The following is a 17,147-nucleotide window of genomic DNA, read 5'->3' on the forward strand; positions in this document are numbered from 1 at the left end:
ATGTCAGCCCAGCAATATACCATTCTCACTCTCAAAGCTGTCTGAAACGGCTGCGAACACTGAATGTTTCTGAGGTGATATAACGCTCCATTTGGCGCAGACGAAGCTCACCCGCTTTCAATTGATAATCTGCTTCATTCAGTAATTTCTGTACCGAAAAACCGGCTTCTTCGGTATAACTGACCGGTGCCGGATCCAAGACGAAAACCAGTACAATATAAGCAATAACGACTAAACCAAACAGGCCAAAGAACAGTGACAATATAGCCATTGCACGAATTAAACCTACGGGTACACCAAAATAGTAAGCCAACCCAGCGCAAACACCTTTAATCTTGCCTTTTTCAGGTATTCGATACAGTTTCCGGCGGTTATAATTCGACATTATGATTGCCTCCAGTCAGGATGCTCCGCATCCAGAATATCTTCCAAGGTTTTGATTCGTGCCTGCATATGCTGTACACGCTCTGCCAAGCGCTGAACTTCATTCTGATCCAACTGATTTTGGTTTGAATTCCGGCTGTTATAATGCAACCACAACCAGATAGGTAAAACAAAAAGTACAAAGATAATCAGTGGAATGCCAATAAATATAGAGCTCATCACTTTTCCTTAATGGTGAGTTGAGTGCACCAGTATTTAATGTTGTTCTTTATTAGCATTTATTTTAGCTTTCATTGCGGCTAACTGCGCACTAATTTCATCGTCTGCCTTTAATTCAGCAAACTGTTGATCCAAGGATTTTTGTTTTCCCATACCCACAGTTTCCGCTTCAGCTTCCATATGATCAATACGGCGTTCAAATTGCTCGAAGCGAGCCATTGCCTCATCAATTTTACCGCTGTCTAACTGGCGACGAACCTGTCGCGAAGAAGCGGCAGCCTGATGACGCAAGGCCAATGCTTGCTGTCTTGACCGAGTTTCACCGAGTTTGTTTTCAAGCTCAGTGACTTCCCCTTTCATACGCTCAAGGGTTTCTTCCAATATGGTTAATTCATGCTTCAATGTATCCACTAAAACAGCAACTTTCTGTTTTTCAATTAGTGCTGACCGCGCCAAATCTTCTCTGTCTTTATTCAGCGCTAATTCAGCTTTTTCCTGCCAGTCATGTATTTGCTGTTCGCCTGACATAATGCGACGAGATAACTGTTTTTTTTCTGCCAGCGTACGCGCAGAAGTTGAACGGATTTCAACCAAAGTATCTTCCATTTCCTGAATCATCAGGCGAATCATTTTGTGCGGATCTTCCGCTTTATCCAGTAATGAAGAGATGTTGGCGTTCACGATATCGGCAAAACGAGAGAAAATACCCATAGTAAATTATCCTCTTTGACTAAGATTTTCAGATTTGTTGTACTGCTAATGACATACTATCAAGAGTCGTGCCAACTTTTTTATTCGTTTTATCCACATGAAATATAAATGAATTTTTTTATTTGACTTTTTATCATAACGAAATAGAGTGGTTATAATAACCAACTGTTAGCGAAAATAACCATGAATGAAGTTACAGAAAACCTGTTAGGTGAAGCAAACAGCTTTATTGAAATTCTGGAGCAGGTATCCGCTCTGGCAAAATTAAATAAACCCGTGCTGGTTATTGGCGAACGCGGAACAGGCAAAGAGCTGATTGCCCGCCGTCTGCATTACTTATCTCCCCGTTGGCAAGGGCCATTTATCTCCCTAAACTGCGCTGCGCTAAACGAAAATTTATTGGATTCAGAACTATTTGGTCATGAAGCCGGCGCATTTACCGGCGCACAAAAAAAGCATCAGGGAAGGTTTGAGCGTGCTGATGGCGGAACGCTGTTTCTTGATGAGCTGGCAACCGCCCCCATGCAGGTTCAGGAAAAGTTGTTGCGCGTCATTGAATATGGGCATCTTGAACGGGTTGGCGGCAGCCAGCCATTGCAGGTCGATGTTCGATTGATATGCGCAACCAATGATAATCTGCCCGCCATGGCAGCTAAAGGTAAATTCCGCGCTGATTTACTCGATAGATTAGCGTTTGATGTGGTTCAAATCCCACCATTGCGCCAAAGGCAGCAGGACATCATGTTACTGGCACAGCATTTTGCTATTCAGATGTGCCGCGAGTTGGATTTGCCATTATTTCCCGGATTCACTGAACAGGCAAAACAACGGTTACAGAATTACTACTGGCCCGGTAATATCCGGGAGCTGAAAAATGTGGTGGAACGCTCGGTTTATCGTCACGGCGAAAATTTCGATCAACTTGATAATATCATTATTAATCCATTCGTTTCTGCGCCGCATTCTATCGTCAATGTTGATAACAGTAACGATTCATCTTTACCGCCTCTGCCTTCCCTGCCGGTTAATCTGAAACAATGGCAACACGACAGCGAACGACAATTAATAGAATTATCATTAAAAGCCAATAGGTTTAATCAGAGAAAAGCGGCAGAAAAGCTAGGGCTGACCTATCATCAATTGCGCGGCTTAATAAAGAAACATAATATCAGTACCAACGATAAGTGATCCAAATGACAGATAAAAAAAAGCCAGCACCCGAGCTGGCTAAAAAACACTGGAAGCAATGTGAGCAATGTCGTGCCTTTCCTAGGATAACAAAAACTGTTCCCCGGAAGTGCGATACAGATGATAATGTTTCTCAATACCATTTGTAAAGCACTTTATTGAGAATTTTTCTCATTATCGTCATCGCCCGGTTTTTTTGGGCTCAAGCGCTAATTGAGATACAATGTGTCAATTCTAATTAATAACAGATGCCTTATATGCGTAGTTTGATTTATTGGATCATATTATCCCTCTCAGCTTCGGCTATTGCAGAGACAATGGCTACGCCTGAAAAAAAGCCTCGCGTTCCGGCTGATATCCGGCAGCAAGGATTTGTTTATTGCGTTAATGGCAACCTGAATACCTTTAACCCGCAACTGACTACCAGCGGTTTAACGGTCGATACTCTGGCAGCACAACTCTATGAACGCCTATTGGATGTCGACCCTTATACTTACCGCCTGCGGCCCGAATTAGCCTCCCGCTGGGAGGTGCTGGATAATGGCGCAACATACCGTTTTTATTTGCGCCGTAATGTCTCATTTCAATCAACAGGCTGGTTTACTCCGACCCGTAAAATGAATGCCGATGATGTCCTTTTTAGCTTTAACCGTTTATTTGATAAGCAACACTCTTATCATTACGTCAATGGCGGGCATTATCCCTATTTTGACAGCCTCCAGTTAGCCGATTCTATTCAAAGTATCCGTAAAATTGATAAATATACGGTGGAATTTCGTCTGAACGAACCCGACGCTTCTTTTCTTTGGCATTTAGCAACTCATTATGCCCCAATACTCTCACAAGAATATGGGCAGCAATTGCATGAAATGAACCGTCATGAGCAAATTGATTGGAAACCTGTCGGCACAGGCCCATTTATGCTGGAAAATCACCGAACCAGGCAATTTATCCGTCTGGTTCGCCATGATAAATACTGGAAAGGCAAGCCACAGATGCAACAAATCGTTATTGATGTCGGTGCCGGCGGCACAGGGAGGATGTCCAAACTTTTAACTGGCGAATGTGATGTATTAGCTTATCCGGCGGCCAGTCAGCTTAAAGTCCTGCGGGACGATCCCCGCCTGCGTCTCACTTTACGCCCAGGAATGAATATCGCTTATCTGGCTTTCAATACCAGCAAACCACCACTTGATAAATTACAGGTTCGACAAGCCATTGCCTACGCAATTAATAACCAGCGGCTGATGCAATCCATTTATTACGGAACAGCGGAAACCGCCGCATCAATTTTACCGCGGGCATCATGGGCTTATGATAATCAAACTGAAATTACAGAATACAACCCGGAAAAATCCCGCAAAATGCTCAATGACCTTGGACTGAATGGCATGCAATTGAGCTTATGGGTCCCTTCCGCTTCTCAGTCTTATAATCCAAGTCCACTAAAAATGGCAGAACTGATCCAGGCTGATTTAGCACAGGTGGGGATTACCATGCATATCAAACCTGTTGAAGGCCGCTTTCAGGAAACCAAACTGATGGATAAATCCCATGATATGACGCTATCAGGCTGGTCCACTGACAGTAATGATCCAGACAGTTTTTTCCGTCCATTGCTAAGTTGCGCTGCGATCGCCTCACAGACAAATTTCAGCCATTGGTGTAATCCAGTATTTGACAAGATCTTACAACAAGCTTTGATTAACCAGCAATTATTATCCCGAATTAAGTATTATCATACTGCTCAACAAATTCTTGAACAGCAATTACCAGTATTACCCTTAGCCTATTCCTTGCGCTTGCAGGCTTACCGTTATGATATTAAAGGGCTGGTACTCAGCCCATTTGGGAATACCTCTTTTGCCGGTGTTTACCGGGAAAAAGAGCGTGATCAGATGACTCAGAAGGCCAACAAATGACTATTTACATTCTCCGTCGTCTGCTACTGTTGATTATTACGCTATTTTTCCTGTCGCTGATAAGTTTCAGCCTCAGTTACTTTACGCCTAATGCTCCCCTTGGCGGAGCATCCCTGTTTGACGCTTATACATTCTATTTCCACAGCTTATTGCTATGGGATTTTGGTGTATCCAGTATTAATGGTGAACTCATCAGTGAACAACTCAGGGAAGTATTCCCTGCCACAATGGAGCTCTGTATTCTGGCTTTCTCTGCTGCCTTACTGGCCGGTATTCCACTGGGTATTATTGCGGGGGTGTGGCGTAACAAAACAGCGGATACCGTTATCACTTCCATCGCCTTAGTTGGGTTTTCTATTCCAATTTTTTGGCTGGCGTTATTACTGACCCTGTTTTTTTCCCTTTATCTCGGCTGGCTACCGGTTTCCGGTCGCTTTGATCTGCTATATCAGATTGAGCCCGTGACAGGTTTCTCACTCATTGATGCCTGGTTATCAACATCACCCTATCGCAATGAGATGATTATCAGTACCATGCAACACTTGCTCTTGCCAGTGATTACACTCGCGGTTGCACCGACAACCGAAGTTATCCGGCTGATGAGAAACAGCACAGAAGACGTTTTTGGTGAAAACTACATTAAAGCCGCTTCAACCCGGGGTTTATCAAGGCTGACAATTATCCGTCGTCATGTCCTGCATAATGCGCTGCCTCCCATCATTCCGAAACTGGGGTTACAATTTTCCACCATGCTGACATTGGCTATGATGACGGAACTGGTATTTAATTGGCCGGGGCTTGGTCACTGGTTAGTCAGTGCAATCCGCCAACAAGATTACTCCGCCATTTCTGCGAGTGTGATGGTTATTGGCACGCTGGTTATTTTGGTCAATGTTCTGTCTGATATCATTGGCGCAATGACTACCCCTCTGAAGCATAAGGAATGGTATGCCCTTAGATAATTTTTATCGTGAAAAGAAAATGCCGTCGCCGATAAAGGTCATCTGGCGTTTTTTTTCTTCCGATATGCTGGCAATGACGGGATTTTATGGGGTACTTATTCTGGTTGCCCTAAGTCTGTTTGGCTGGTATCTGGCACCCTATCAGCTTGATCAACAATTTCTTGGGCATCAGTTGCTGCCACCTTCGTGGTCACATCACGGTAATATCGCCTTTTTTTTGGGTACCGATGATCTTGGGCGCGACATTCTCAGCCGATTATTGATAGGTACGGCATCCACATTCGGTTCAGCACTGCTGGTCACGTTGGCAGCAACTTTATGCGGTCTGATCATCGGCTGTCTGGCTGGTATGACTCGGGGACTGAAATCCGCCGTGCTCAATCATATTCTTGATTCATTACTTTCTATCCCTTCATTATTGCTGGCAATTATTGTCGTCGCTTTTGCCGGCGCCAGTTTGGCCCATGCCATAATCGCTATTTGGCTGGCGCTATTGCCACGTATCGTTCGCACTGTTTACAGTGCGGTTCATGATGAATTGGATAAAGAGTACGTCATTGCTGCGCGCCTGGATGGCGCCTCCAATTACCATATTCTATGGTATGCCGTACTACCGAACATTACCGCTGTATTAGTCAGCGAGCTGACCCGCGCCCTTTCTATTGCCATACTTGATATCGTTTCTCTTGGTTTTCTTGATCTTGGCGCCCAGCTTCCCTCGCCTGAATGGGGAGCGATGTTGGGCGATTCACTGGAGCTAATCTATGTTGCGCCCTGGACCGTTATGCTGCCCGGCGCGGCGATAATGATGAGTGTCTTGTTGATCAATCTGCTAGGTAATGGATTACACCGTGCAATTAATTCCGGGGTGGAATAATGCCATTACTTGATATTCGCAATCTCACTATTGAATTTATGACTGCCAAAGGGCCAGTTAAAGCCGTTGATCGCGTCAGTATCTCACTGACAGAGGGTGAAATACGCGGTCTGGTTGGTGAATCAGGCTCTGGTAAGAGCCTGATTGCCAAAGCGATAAGCGGGGTCACTAAAGATAATCTCAAAGTGACTGCTGACCGTTTTCGCTTCGATGATATTGATCTGCTGCGCCTGACTCCCCGGCAGCGCCGAAAAGTGATCGGCCACAATATCTCAATGATTTTTCAGGAGCCACAATCTTGTCTTGATCCTTCTGAAAATATTGGTCAGCAACTTATTCAGGCGATCCCCGGCTGGACTTATAAAGGTCGTTGGTGGCAACGCTTCAAATGGCGAAAACGCCGGGCCATTGAGTTACTTCACCGTGTGGGAATTAAAGACCATAAAGATATTATGAGTAGTTTCCCTTACGAATTAACTGAGGGAGAATGCCAGAAAGTGATGATTGCTATCGCATTGGCTAACCAACCGCGCTTGCTGATTGCAGATGAACCCACTAACGCGATGGAACCGACCACTCAAGCTCAGATTTTCCGTCTGTTAGCTCGATTGAATCAGAACAATAACACCACCATTTTACTGATAAGCCATGACTTGCAAATCATGAGCAAGCTGGTGGATCGCATTAATGTTCTGTATTGTGGTCAAACTGTCGAAAGCGCTGCGCCCAATGAATTACTGATAACACCACACCATCCCTATACACAAGCGTTAAGCCGCGCTATTCCCGATTTCGGCAGCTCTCTGCCCCATAAAAGCAGGTTAAATACATTGCCAGGCGCCATTCCATCCCTTGAACATCTGCCAATCGGCTGCCGTTTAGGTCCACGCTGCCCTTACGCACAAAAAACCTGTATTGAAACACCACGGTTGCGGGTAATTAGAAACCATGCTTTTGCCTGCCATTTTCCATTGAATCTGGAGGAACAATAATTGGTTAATACTTTGCTGGAAGTCAGGAACTTAGCTAAAACTTTCCGTTATCGTACCGGTTTTTTTCATCGTCAGCATCTTGACGCGGTAAAGCCTGTCAGCTTTACCTTAAAAGCAAAACAGACCCTGGCAGTTATTGGTGAAAACGGTTCTGGAAAATCAACCCTGGCAAAAATGCTTTCAGGTGTCATGGAACCCACTTCCGGCGAAATCATGATTGAAGGGCATAAACTCACTTATGGTGACTATAGCTATCGCAGTCAACGCATTCGCATGATATTTCAGGATCCAAGCACCTCACTGAATCCTCGCCAGCGGATTGGGCAAATTCTTGATGTTCCTCTTCTGCTCAATACAGAGCTCAATACAACCGAGCGGGAAAAACGGATCAATCAAACATTGCGGCAAGTTGGCCTGCTGCCTGACCATGCCAATTATTATCCTCATATGTTAGCCTCAGGCCAAAAACAGCGGGTAGCACTGGCGCGGGCATTAATATTACAGCCTCAGATTATTATTGCTGATGAAGCATTAGCATCACTTGATATGTCTATGCGCTCTCAAATAATTAATCTGATGTTGGAATTACAGGAAAAACACGGGATTTCTTACCTCTATGTCACCCAGCATCTTGGCATGATGAAACATATCAGCGATCAGGTCTTGGTCATGCATCAAGGCGAAGTTGTCGAACGGGGAAATACAGCTGAAGTGTTGGCTTCTCCGCTGCATGATATGACCCGCCGCCTGATCGCCAGCCATTTCGGTGAGCCACTCACCTCTGATGCTTGGCGACAGGATATTCCCTGACGCATATAAAACAATAATCACTGCTCGGAGCAGAACGCAAAATACAGCACATTTCTCTCCAGCGTGATAGAATCACTGGGTTTATTAACAATAAAATGCCGTATTGATATTGTCTCTGTTAGCAATTTTAATCCATTAATATCATTATTGGCTTTATCACACAAGGATACTGTTATGGGCTTTATGACCGGCAAGCGCATTCTGATCACTGGCGTCGCCAGTAAACTCTCCATCGCTTATGGTGTTGCAAAAGCAATGCATGATCAGGGAGCCGAACTGGCTTTCACTTATCAGAATGACAAGTTAAAACCTCGTGTTGAAGAATTTGCGGCTTCCCTAGGCTCTACTCTCGTTCTGCCTTGCGACGTGGCTGAAGATGCAAGCATTGAAGCTCTGTTCACTGAATTAGTTAAAACATGGTCAAAATTTGATGGCTTTGTTCACTCCATTGGTTTTGCACCTGCTGATCAGTTGGATGGCGACTATGTCAATGCCGTTACCCGCGAAGGCTTTAAAATCGCACACGACATCAGTTCTTATAGCTTTGTTGCTATGGCAAAAACTTGCCGTGAAATGCTGAATCCAAATTCTGCTTTGCTGACCCTCACCTATTTGGGTGCAGAGCGTGCAATCCCTAACTATAACGTGATGGGTTTGGCAAAAGCATCTCTGGAAGCTAACGTTCGCTATATGGCTAACACCATGGGTGCGGAAGGTATTCGTGTTAACGGTATCTCTGCTGGCCCTATCCGTACTTTGGCCGCTTCCGGCATCAAAGATTTCCGTAAAATGCTGGCTCACTGTGAATCCATTAACCCAATTCGTCGTACGGTAACAACTGAAGATGTCGGTAACGCTGCGGCATTTTTATGTTCGGATCTGTCCGGCGGTATTACCGGTGAAATCCTGCATGTTGACGGTGGTTTTAGCATTGCAGCAATGAATGAGCTGGAATTGAGATAATCAGTTAATCATCCTTGATGATTAGCGTAAAAGGCCGGGAAAATGAGTTTTTCGGGCCTTTTATTATTGATAAAAATAATACATTAATTGCTTAATTAAATTATCACTAATAGATAAAGATTAATTTTAAATTAAAATATAAAAAAATTTTGAAAATCGATTAAAGCCTTTTTAATTAAGGAGTTAAATGATATCACCTTATAATTATTTTAATGAAATTAAAAATATCATCTCATTTCCTTGCACTAATCAGTAATCTGTCCTTTAATATAATCAACAAGTTAACTTTCATAAAATCGATTATCAGTACAATATTTTATTTTTATTATCATTTTAACCTTTTAGTTTAAATATTATATTTCATACTTTTATAGAGTTTAATAATGTTTATTATTTTATCAAGGTGCATAAAATGAAAAATGACTTTTTAATTATATCTAATATGTTTAAATCCATTACGAATATAACACTACCAGAATGTCTGGAAAATTATGACCCATCAAAAGAAATTGAATCTTTTTGGAATGAGTTTAGTAAATCATTATATGGCTGGCCATCAGCATTGGAAAATTATGAATATGCATATAAATTCGATGAACAAGATATTGACACAATTATTAAGAATATAAAAAAAGTAACAACTTATTTAGGAGCACTTGGCTGTGGATATCTAGGTCATGGTTATATTGCCAGCATCAGTCATACATTGAAAGAAATTGAATCAGATTTTAGTAAGGTAAATGATTTCATTTCAAAAATAACACAACCATTTGAAATAGCTAAAGTTAATTTTGAGTGTAAGAAAAATTTCGCCGGAAAAACACATATAAAAATCCAAAAATTATTAAAAATCATTCCCGACGGAGAAAATAAAAAGCAAATATATAAAATTTCTTTATTGATAGAAGAAATTATTTTAAACATATCAGATGTTTCATTTAGCCTGGAAACTATAAGCAATTCGGTGAATAGGCTTAATGGACAAATAAAAACAATTAACAATACTTACAATAATTTAATTGAATATTTTAATAAAGAAAATAAAAAAGATATTTTCACAAGAAACTATAGGCAATGCATGGTTTATTTTAGCGACCTAACAAATAAATTAAATTTATTTTCCTATGATTACAAGTCATTTAATAAGAATAATATATTAATTATCTTATAATCAATACAAGGTGAATTTATGAAATTATTAACAATTTCTATTGTTTATTTTGTATAATAAATAAGATTCCAAAATAGCGCTACATCTTATACCCTCATAATTCTATGTATAACAATGGGTTGAAGAAGGTCATGTGTAGCAGAATTACGAAACGTTATTTATAATTAGATGTAAATATGCCATATAACACAAAATACAGGTCAGTTCTGGGTAAGTAGTTTTACATAACATATTCCCATATAGCGTGGTAATATATATCAAGGCCATGAAAAATGCCTTACTGAGTTCCTTTGTCCCATAATATTCATTACCGGAAATTTTTAAGGAGCGATACATGAAACTTTATTACCAACCTGGAACGTGTTCCCTATCTCCTCACATCATCCTCCGTGAAGCAGGGCTTGATTTCAGCGTTATTAAAGTTGATCTAAAAACGAAAAAAACGGAGAATGGCGACGACTTTCTCGCCGTTAATCCAAAAGGCCAGGTGCCAACTCTCTTGCTAGATAACAATGAGATCCTTACCGAAGGATCTGTTATTGTTCAATATATTGCAGACCAGAAACCGGAGAGAAAATTAATTGCACCCGCTGGGACGATGGAGCGATATCACCAGCTTGAATGTCTTAGTTATATTTCCAGTGAAATTCATAAAGGGTATTCGCCACTGTTTTTACCAGGAACACCAGACAATTATCGTCCTGTTGCTATTAATTATCTACTTAAAAAGTTCAATTATATAGATGAAATATTAGCAAAACAGCCCTACATTGCCGGAGATAACTTTACTGTTGCTGACGCTTATTTATTTACAGTCAGCAACTGGGCACCTTTGGTTCAGTTAGATTTATCCAGCCTGATACATCTTAAAGCCTATCAGGAAAAAATTGCAGAACGTCCAAATGTTCGTGATGCATTGAAGGCTGAAGGGTTAATTTGATCTACAGATAAACACACCGTTCCACACAGCATCAGTGGAACGGTTAAATACATTATTGCTCTAATTGCGTATTAATCTAATTGCTTCGCACGGAATTCATGGTCAGGTGTCACCATTCTGTCTTGAGCAGCGACAATCTGTAACTCATATTCGTTCATATCTTTGGTTGTTATCATAACTTCATAAACCGCAGCAGCGACATGTTCAAGAGCCGTTTGTAAAGACTCCCCTTTTAATAGATTAACTAATAGCAAACCGCTGGTTAAATCACCAACACCAACCGGCTGACGTTCGCCAAAATCCACTAAAAGCCGACTAACATGCCAACTATGCTCTCGAGTCACTAATAGCATTTCAAAACGATCAGCCCGGTAACCGGCACGACTAAGGTGTTTAACCAGTACAATATCCGGCCCTCTTTCGCACAGAGATCGGGCAGCCGTAACCGCCTGTTCGACATTGGTCACTTTCTGCATACTGAGCGTTTCAAGCTCCAGCAAATTTGGTGCAATGATATCACTCACAGGGAGCGCCTTTTCACACAAAAATTCAGCAACCCCCGGCGCAACAATACAACCTTTTTCTGGATGTCCCATAACAGGATCACAGAAATACCAAGCATCAGGATTCGCCGCCTTCACCCGTTTCACAATATCGATAATATGATTACCCTGCTCTGGTGAACCGATATATCCACTCAGAACTGCACTACAAGATTTAAGCTGTTCAATTTCTTCAATGCCCTGAACGATTTCGGTGAGATGGTCAGCCGGCATAACACACCCTTTCCATTGAGCATATTGGGTGTGATTTGAAAACTGGACAGTGTTCAACGGCCAGACATTTACCCCCATCCGGCGCATAGGGAATTCCGCAGCGCTGTTACCAGCGTGCCCAAAGACAACATGAGATTGAATCGAAAGGATATTTTTCACAATCGTGGCCTATATTTTTATTCTGGCTTCTGTTTGTAAGATAAAGTTAGGGTAAGAAAATGGGCAACATTACCGTTGCCCATTTATACCCTTCATATTTCAAGTTGCTGCTTTGTTGGCTGCGTTCACTTGCCGCCTCGCTGCAACTTGAAATCTATTGGGTATATACTCAATATTGGTTATTTCCAGCAGATCAAGCAATCGTGTTTTTTGCCACGACGCAACAATGTGTAACGATCAAACAGACGATTACTGTCAGTAAACACATATTCAGGTTCAGGCTGCTTTTCACCATTAACCGCAACAGCATTGGAACTAATCATAGTCCGTGCTTGTCCACGGGAAGGGACTAACCCGGCATTAACCAGAGCCTGTTGCAAATCTGCGCCTTTTTCCAGCTCGATTACCGGCATACCATCCTGTGCCAGTTGAGCGAAATCCTCTTCGGTCAAATCAGCGACCGCACCGGAGAACAAACTTTCTGTAATACGTTTAGCGGCTGCCAACCCTTCTGCACCATGCACCATGCCGGTGACCTGTTCTGCCAACACGTACTGGGCACGAGGTGCTTTGCCACTATTTCTGTCTTCTTCTTCCAAAGCATCAATATCTTCAAGACTCATAAAGGTAAAGAACTTCAGGAAGCGATAGACATCGGCATCCGCAGTGTTAATCCAGAATTGATAGAATTTGTATGGGCTGGTTTTCTTCGGATCCAACCAAACAGCCCCACCTTCTGTCTTACCAAATTTAGTGCCATCAGATTTAGTAATCAGAGGAACAGTCATACCAAATACTTGCTTCTGGTTGATACGACGGGTTAAATCAATACCAGAAGTAATATTCCCCCACTGGTCAGAACCACCAATCTGCAACTCAACACCATGCACTTCATTCAGGCGGGCAAAGTCATACGATTGCAGCAAGTTATAAGAAAACTCAGTGAAAGAAATACCCACATCATCACGGTTCAAACGCTGTTTAACCGCTTCTTTGTTAATCATCTGATTAACCGAGAAATGTTTGCCGATATCACGCAGGAACGTTAAAACATCCATGTTGCCAAACCAATCATAATTATTGGCTGTTTTAGCGCTGTTCTCACCACAATCAAAATCCAGGAAAGGTGAAACCTGCCGGCGGATTTTTTCTACCCACTCTTTAACGGTATCTTCAGTATTCAACTTACGCTCAGTGGCTTTGAAACTGGGATCACCAATCAAACCCGTAGCCCCACCGACCAACGCCACCGGTTTATGCCCGGCCAGTTGGAATCGTTTTAAACACAGCAAGGGAACCAGATGCCCCAAATGCAAGCTGTCAGCGGTCGGATCGAAACCACAATAGAGGGAAACAGGGCCTTGCGCCAGTCTCTCTACTAACGCATTTTCATCCGTAACCTGGGCAATGAGGCCCCGCTCTTGCAGTTGTTTTATCAGGTTATTGCTAGACATTAATGACTCCATCAGTTTGTTTATTTTGTCTGTTGTATAAATCGCGATTCAAAAAGAGTGCGGCATAGCATAAAGCGCCAATACTATAAGTGCCAGTATTAAAAATGGTAATCCACTATTTATGGTGCAAGCCTGTCAACATACCAGCTATCACCTTCCCGTTGATAAATAAACCGGTCATGGAGCCGACTTGAACCACCTTGCCAAAACTCGACAGAATCAAAGGTCACTCTAAATCCACCCCAGAAGCTGGGTAAAGGAACCTCACCATTGAGGAATTTCTGTTTCAGCTCAAGGAATTTCCCTTCCAAAATACCGCGTGTGGAAATACGGGATGATTGTTGCGACACCCATGCAGCAATCTGGCTATCTTTAGGGCGACTATGGAAATATTTCACCACTTCAGCAGGAGAAAGACGTTCAGCTTTACCCAGAAAAGAAACCTGCCTTTCCAGTGGATGCCAAGGGAAATGAAGGCTGATTTTGTTATTCTGCATCAAATGTTTTGCCTTCCGGCTGCCTAAATTTGTATAAAAAACCAAGCTATTGGCATCAAAATGCTTCAATAACACAATGCGTTGATACGGTTGGCCATGCTCATCAACCGTGGCGATACACATTGCTGTTGGATCATACAATTTGGCTTCACATGCCTGCTTGAGCCAACGCTCAAAAAGTTCGATGGGTTCTTTGGTCAAATCTTTACGTCTTAACCCGCCACGAACATATTCGCGGCGTAATTCTGCAACATCAAATTCATTACGTTCTGACATTATGTAGCCCTGCTTATGACTCATTAAATACCAGACAGCTTATCATTGTTATTCATTAGTAACAGGATAAATTGCACCTAAAATAGTTTCAGTACTGGCGCCAGTCACAGAGGGTAAATTTCCTGAAGCCCCCGACATCGTACGGAATGCTAACCAGGCAAATGCCAGTGCTTCCATATCATCACCACTAAGACCATATTTATCTGTCGGACACACTTCCGTCCCCGGCAATAATGCCGAAAGTCGACTCATTATTTGTGGATTACGCGCGCCACCACCACAAACCAGCAGACGTTCACACCCACCACTCAACATAATTTGCTGTGACACAGACACCGCCGTCAGTTCGGCCAGCGTTGCCTGAACATCAACAAATGATACATCAGGGAAATTAACTAATTGTGCCTCCAGCCAGCTCATATTGAAATACTCCCGGCCGGTGCTTTTAGGCGCTGGCCGTGAAAAATAGTGATCAGAGAGCATTTGTCTGAGTAAGCTGTTATTGACGACACCTTCCCGTGCCCATTGACCATCTTTATCATAAGGTTTTTTCTGATGGCGCCATACCCAGCTATCCATCAGCATATTACCCGGACCGGTGTCATACCCTTTGACTAACGATCCAGGTAACAGCGTCGTTATGTTGGCAATACCACCAATATTGAGAATTATCCTGCGTTCTGTTGGATGACCTAACACGGCAAAATGAAAAGCCGGAACTAATGGCGCACCCTGCCCACCATATGCCATATCCCGCCGGCGAAAATCACCAACCGTCGTCATCCTGGTTAAAGCCGCGATACGGTTATTATCGCCAAGCTGCATAGTGAAAGGCGTGTGACTGTCCGGCTCATGCCAAACGGTCTGCCCATGGCATCCCACAGCAATGATATCGCTTGTCGTTAACCCAGTTTTAGTGAGTAAACCTTGCACAGCTTCAGCGAATAAAGAACCCAGCTCATAATCTAACCGGCCTATTGCAGATAATGTCGTTTGTTGCCCCTGACAAACTGCGAGAATTTTTTGCTTCAGTTCATATGGAAACGGATGTGAATAACTAGCTTGTTGAGCAACAACTTTATCGCTGATTGCGGCAAGCACCACATCAACTCCATCCAGACTTGTACCCGACATAACACCAATATAACGACTTGACTTCATAACCATTAATTTGCCTTCCTGCTTAAAATCTACCTTGATAAAATCAGAAACCACGCCAATAACTATAAAGCGCGGTGGTTTTAGCTGTATATGGTTAATAGGAAAACAAAGGAATAAAACCTAAGTTTTGGAAACAACTTCACAAAAAATGCGGAATTTTTCATTAATAGCTATTTCTTTTAAAAATCTCTATTGACGTTTAATATATGTTTAGCACTAGATTGCTAATGTACCGATTATTCTATCCGAATAAATTTTTTATTACTTGTTGCCAATGCCGGTTGTAGCCTGGTTGTCCATAAGCTATCAGATTTCCGCAGTCAGGCATCAAAATCAGGAGTTATTATGTTTAAGCATTTTTTAGTTAGCGCGGTTGCCGTTGCATCATTATCAGGCTGTGTCAACACCGATTCTCTTTCTGGTGATACCTATACTGCCGGACAAGCTAAACAAGTCCAAACAGTCTCTTACGGTACGATTGTTTCCGTTCGTCCTGTCAATATTCAAGCAGGCAGCAATGAGAATGTATTAGGTGCTATCGGTGGCGCAGTTCTGGGTGGCCTGGTTGGTAATACTATTGGCGGGGGTAGTGGCAACACATTGGCGACTGCCGCGGGTGCCGTTGCCGGTGGTGTTGCAGGCCAAAACATTCAGGGGGCACTCAACACAACTAAAGGTGTAGAATTGGAAATTCGTCGTGACAGCGGTGAGAGTATCATTGTTGTTCAAAAACAAGGTAAAACAGTCTTCAGTAAAGGCCAACGTGTCAGAATCGCAGGCCAAGGTAATAATCTGACGGTTTCACCTCGACAATAAAATATAGATAAGAAAACCGTGACTTCATCTTTGTAAGTCGCGGTCTTCTTTCATCCGGTTAGCATTTCATGGATATCGTAATTACTATCTACTCTGTAATTGGATAATATTTTGCTCTAGTTTCTGCACTAAAGTGGAAAGAAAAGCAAGTTCCTCGCGTGAAATACCATCCAGAATCTCATTTCTTGTCGATTCAATAACACCATCTAGCTCCCTAATAACTGATGCAGAGTCTTCAGTCAGCTTGATTCTTTTTGCACGACGATCATTGGCACAAGTATGCCGGGTGATAAGTCTTTTTTCCTCAAGCTGATCTAATGTTCTGACTAAAGATGGTTGTTCAATACCGATAGCTTTCGCCAACTGTATCTGAGATTGCTCCTGGGGTAACCGGCTAATATTGTATAGCGTTACCCAATGAGTCTGAGTTAATTCCAACGGCTTTAAACGATAATCAATTAAAGCACGCCAAATACGGACTAACCGTGCCAGATCTGATCCCAATGTAGATTCCAATTGTCCCTCCTTAAATAACTAGCCTACTAAACATAACAGCCAAATTTTTCTAAATCAGGCTAATTAGCCTTAAAAAAGTATATATAACTTCTGTGTAATCACAGTAAACTCTTAGTAACTAACTAATTCAGGTAACTATAACCAAGAACAACTAAACTTAAATTCAATTCAGAACAAAACAATTAACATACAATATTTTTAACACAAAAACTATCAGAACTATGAATACAAACAAATAGAAACCAATAAATATCATTCAATACTTTATTCCAAGTACTATAAGGATAGCTGTCATCTAAATGCTAAGCTATCTATTTTTACATTAATGTTGTTTTTATTTTACATTTGTCACA

The 17,147-nt window shown here is 42.2% G+C and carries 18 protein-coding genes; 10 read left to right on the top strand and 8 right to left on the bottom strand.

The features are described 5' to 3' along the window. Nucleotides 1–31: 31 nt before the first annotated feature. From pspC to pspA, 3 genes are read right to left on the bottom strand one after another with little or no spacing between them, the layout of a single operon-like run. The gene (gene pspC, locus LGZ99_RS01250) at nucleotides 32–385 is read right to left on the bottom strand and encodes an envelope stress response membrane protein PspC (protein ID WP_036840480.1); all 354 of its coding nucleotides are present in this window, start codon (nucleotides 383–385) and stop codon (nucleotides 32–34) included. Continuing rightward, nucleotides 385–603, bottom strand: coding sequence for an envelope stress response membrane protein PspB (gene pspB, locus LGZ99_RS01255; RefSeq protein WP_023045672.1), 219 nt, complete (start codon nucleotides 601–603; stop codon nucleotides 385–387). Before pspB ends, pspC begins: the two co-directional genes overlap by 1 nt. A gap of 36 nt (nucleotides 604–639) precedes the next feature. Then, a complete protein-coding gene (gene pspA / locus LGZ99_RS01260; RefSeq protein WP_036840482.1) occupies nucleotides 640–1,314 on the bottom strand; it encodes a phage shock protein PspA in 675 nt (224 codons plus the stop codon). Between the two features lie 183 nt (nucleotides 1,315–1,497). On the opposite strand from pspA, the gene pspF reads away from it, so the two are divergent. The 9 genes from pspF (at nucleotide 1,498) to gstA (ending at nucleotide 11,139) form a co-directional block, all read left to right on the top strand. Beyond that, nucleotides 1,498–2,502 (top strand): phage shock protein operon transcriptional activator, encoded by a 1,005-nt coding sequence (pspF, locus tag LGZ99_RS01265; RefSeq protein WP_036840485.1) that lies wholly within the window; start codon nucleotides 1,498–1,500, stop codon nucleotides 2,500–2,502. Between the two features lie 257 nt (nucleotides 2,503–2,759). Beyond that, nucleotides 2,760–4,424 (top strand): ABC transporter substrate-binding protein SapA, encoded by a 1,665-nt coding sequence (sapA, locus tag LGZ99_RS01270; RefSeq protein WP_036840522.1) that lies wholly within the window; start codon nucleotides 2,760–2,762, stop codon nucleotides 4,422–4,424. Then, the gene (gene sapB, locus LGZ99_RS01275) at nucleotides 4,421–5,386 is read left to right on the top strand and encodes a putrescine export ABC transporter permease SapB (protein WP_023045676.1); all 966 of its coding nucleotides are present in this window, start codon (nucleotides 4,421–4,423) and stop codon (nucleotides 5,384–5,386) included. Before sapA ends, sapB begins: the two co-directional genes overlap by 4 nt. After that, entirely contained in the window at nucleotides 5,373–6,263 is an 891-nt protein-coding gene (sapC, locus tag LGZ99_RS01280; RefSeq protein WP_036840487.1) for a putrescine export ABC transporter permease SapC, read from the top strand. The genes sapB and sapC overlap by 14 nt, the downstream gene beginning before the upstream one ends. Further along, nucleotides 6,263–7,255, top strand: a complete 993-nt coding sequence (sapD, locus tag LGZ99_RS01285; RefSeq protein ID WP_021325600.1) for a putrescine export ABC transporter ATP-binding protein SapD — start codon at nucleotides 6,263–6,265, stop codon at nucleotides 7,253–7,255. Before sapC ends, sapD begins: the two co-directional genes overlap by 1 nt. Further along, nucleotides 7,256–8,065, top strand: a complete 810-nt coding sequence (sapF, locus tag LGZ99_RS01290; protein ID WP_021325601.1) for a putrescine export ABC transporter ATP-binding protein SapF — start codon at nucleotides 7,256–7,258, stop codon at nucleotides 8,063–8,065. It begins immediately after the preceding gene. 174 nt (nucleotides 8,066–8,239) lie between these two features. Next, nucleotides 8,240–9,028, top strand: coding sequence for an enoyl-ACP reductase FabI (fabI, locus tag LGZ99_RS01295; protein ID WP_036840489.1), 789 nt, complete (start codon nucleotides 8,240–8,242; stop codon nucleotides 9,026–9,028). 412 nt (nucleotides 9,029–9,440) lie between these two features. Beyond that, nucleotides 9,441–10,199, top strand: a complete 759-nt coding sequence (locus LGZ99_RS01300; protein ID WP_036840492.1) for a hypothetical protein — start codon at nucleotides 9,441–9,443, stop codon at nucleotides 10,197–10,199. Between the two features lie 334 nt (nucleotides 10,200–10,533). Further along, the gene (gene gstA / locus LGZ99_RS01305; protein ID WP_023045581.1) at nucleotides 10,534–11,139 is read left to right on the top strand and encodes a glutathione transferase GstA; all 606 of its coding nucleotides are present in this window, start codon (nucleotides 10,534–10,536) and stop codon (nucleotides 11,137–11,139) included. 71 nt (nucleotides 11,140–11,210) lie between these two features. On the opposite strand, the gene pdxY is transcribed toward gstA, so the two are convergent. The 4 genes from pdxY to anmK all read right to left on the bottom strand — a co-directional run bounded on the left by pdxY (nucleotide 11,211) and on the right by anmK (nucleotide 15,462). Further along, nucleotides 11,211–12,074: a pyridoxal kinase PdxY gene (gene pdxY, locus LGZ99_RS01310; RefSeq protein ID WP_021325604.1), complete on the bottom strand. Its 864-nt coding sequence runs from the start codon at nucleotides 12,072–12,074 to the stop codon at nucleotides 11,211–11,213. Between the two features lie 179 nt (nucleotides 12,075–12,253). Next, on the bottom strand, nucleotides 12,254–13,528 hold the full coding sequence (tyrS, locus tag LGZ99_RS01315; RefSeq protein WP_023045582.1) for a tyrosine--tRNA ligase: 1,275 nt from the start codon (nucleotides 13,526–13,528) through the stop codon (nucleotides 12,254–12,256). 119 nt (nucleotides 13,529–13,647) lie between these two features. Further along, on the bottom strand, nucleotides 13,648–14,301 hold the full coding sequence (gene pdxH, locus LGZ99_RS01320) for a pyridoxamine 5'-phosphate oxidase (RefSeq protein WP_036840496.1): 654 nt from the start codon (nucleotides 14,299–14,301) through the stop codon (nucleotides 13,648–13,650). Nucleotides 14,302–14,349: 48 nt separating this feature from the next. After that, complete coding sequence (anmK, locus tag LGZ99_RS01325; protein ID WP_262978807.1) at nucleotides 14,350–15,462, bottom strand: anhydro-N-acetylmuramic acid kinase; 1,113 nt, start codon at nucleotides 15,460–15,462, stop codon at nucleotides 14,350–14,352. Between the two features lie 345 nt (nucleotides 15,463–15,807). On the opposite strand from anmK, the gene LGZ99_RS01330 reads away from it, so the two are divergent. Then, the gene (locus tag LGZ99_RS01330) at nucleotides 15,808–16,278 is read left to right on the top strand and encodes an outer membrane lipoprotein (RefSeq protein WP_023045584.1); all 471 of its coding nucleotides are present in this window, start codon (nucleotides 15,808–15,810) and stop codon (nucleotides 16,276–16,278) included. 84 nt (nucleotides 16,279–16,362) lie between these two features. Here the strand turns inward: LGZ99_RS01330 and slyA are convergent, their stop codons facing one another. Beyond that, on the bottom strand, nucleotides 16,363–16,794 hold the full coding sequence (gene slyA, locus LGZ99_RS01335) for a transcriptional regulator SlyA (RefSeq protein WP_021325608.1): 432 nt from the start codon (nucleotides 16,792–16,794) through the stop codon (nucleotides 16,363–16,365). Nucleotides 16,795–17,147 lie beyond the last annotated feature (353 nt).

This window comes from Photorhabdus temperata, assembly GCF_025384845.1.
Taxonomy (GTDB): Bacteria; Pseudomonadota; Gammaproteobacteria; order Enterobacterales; family Enterobacteriaceae; genus Photorhabdus; species Photorhabdus temperata.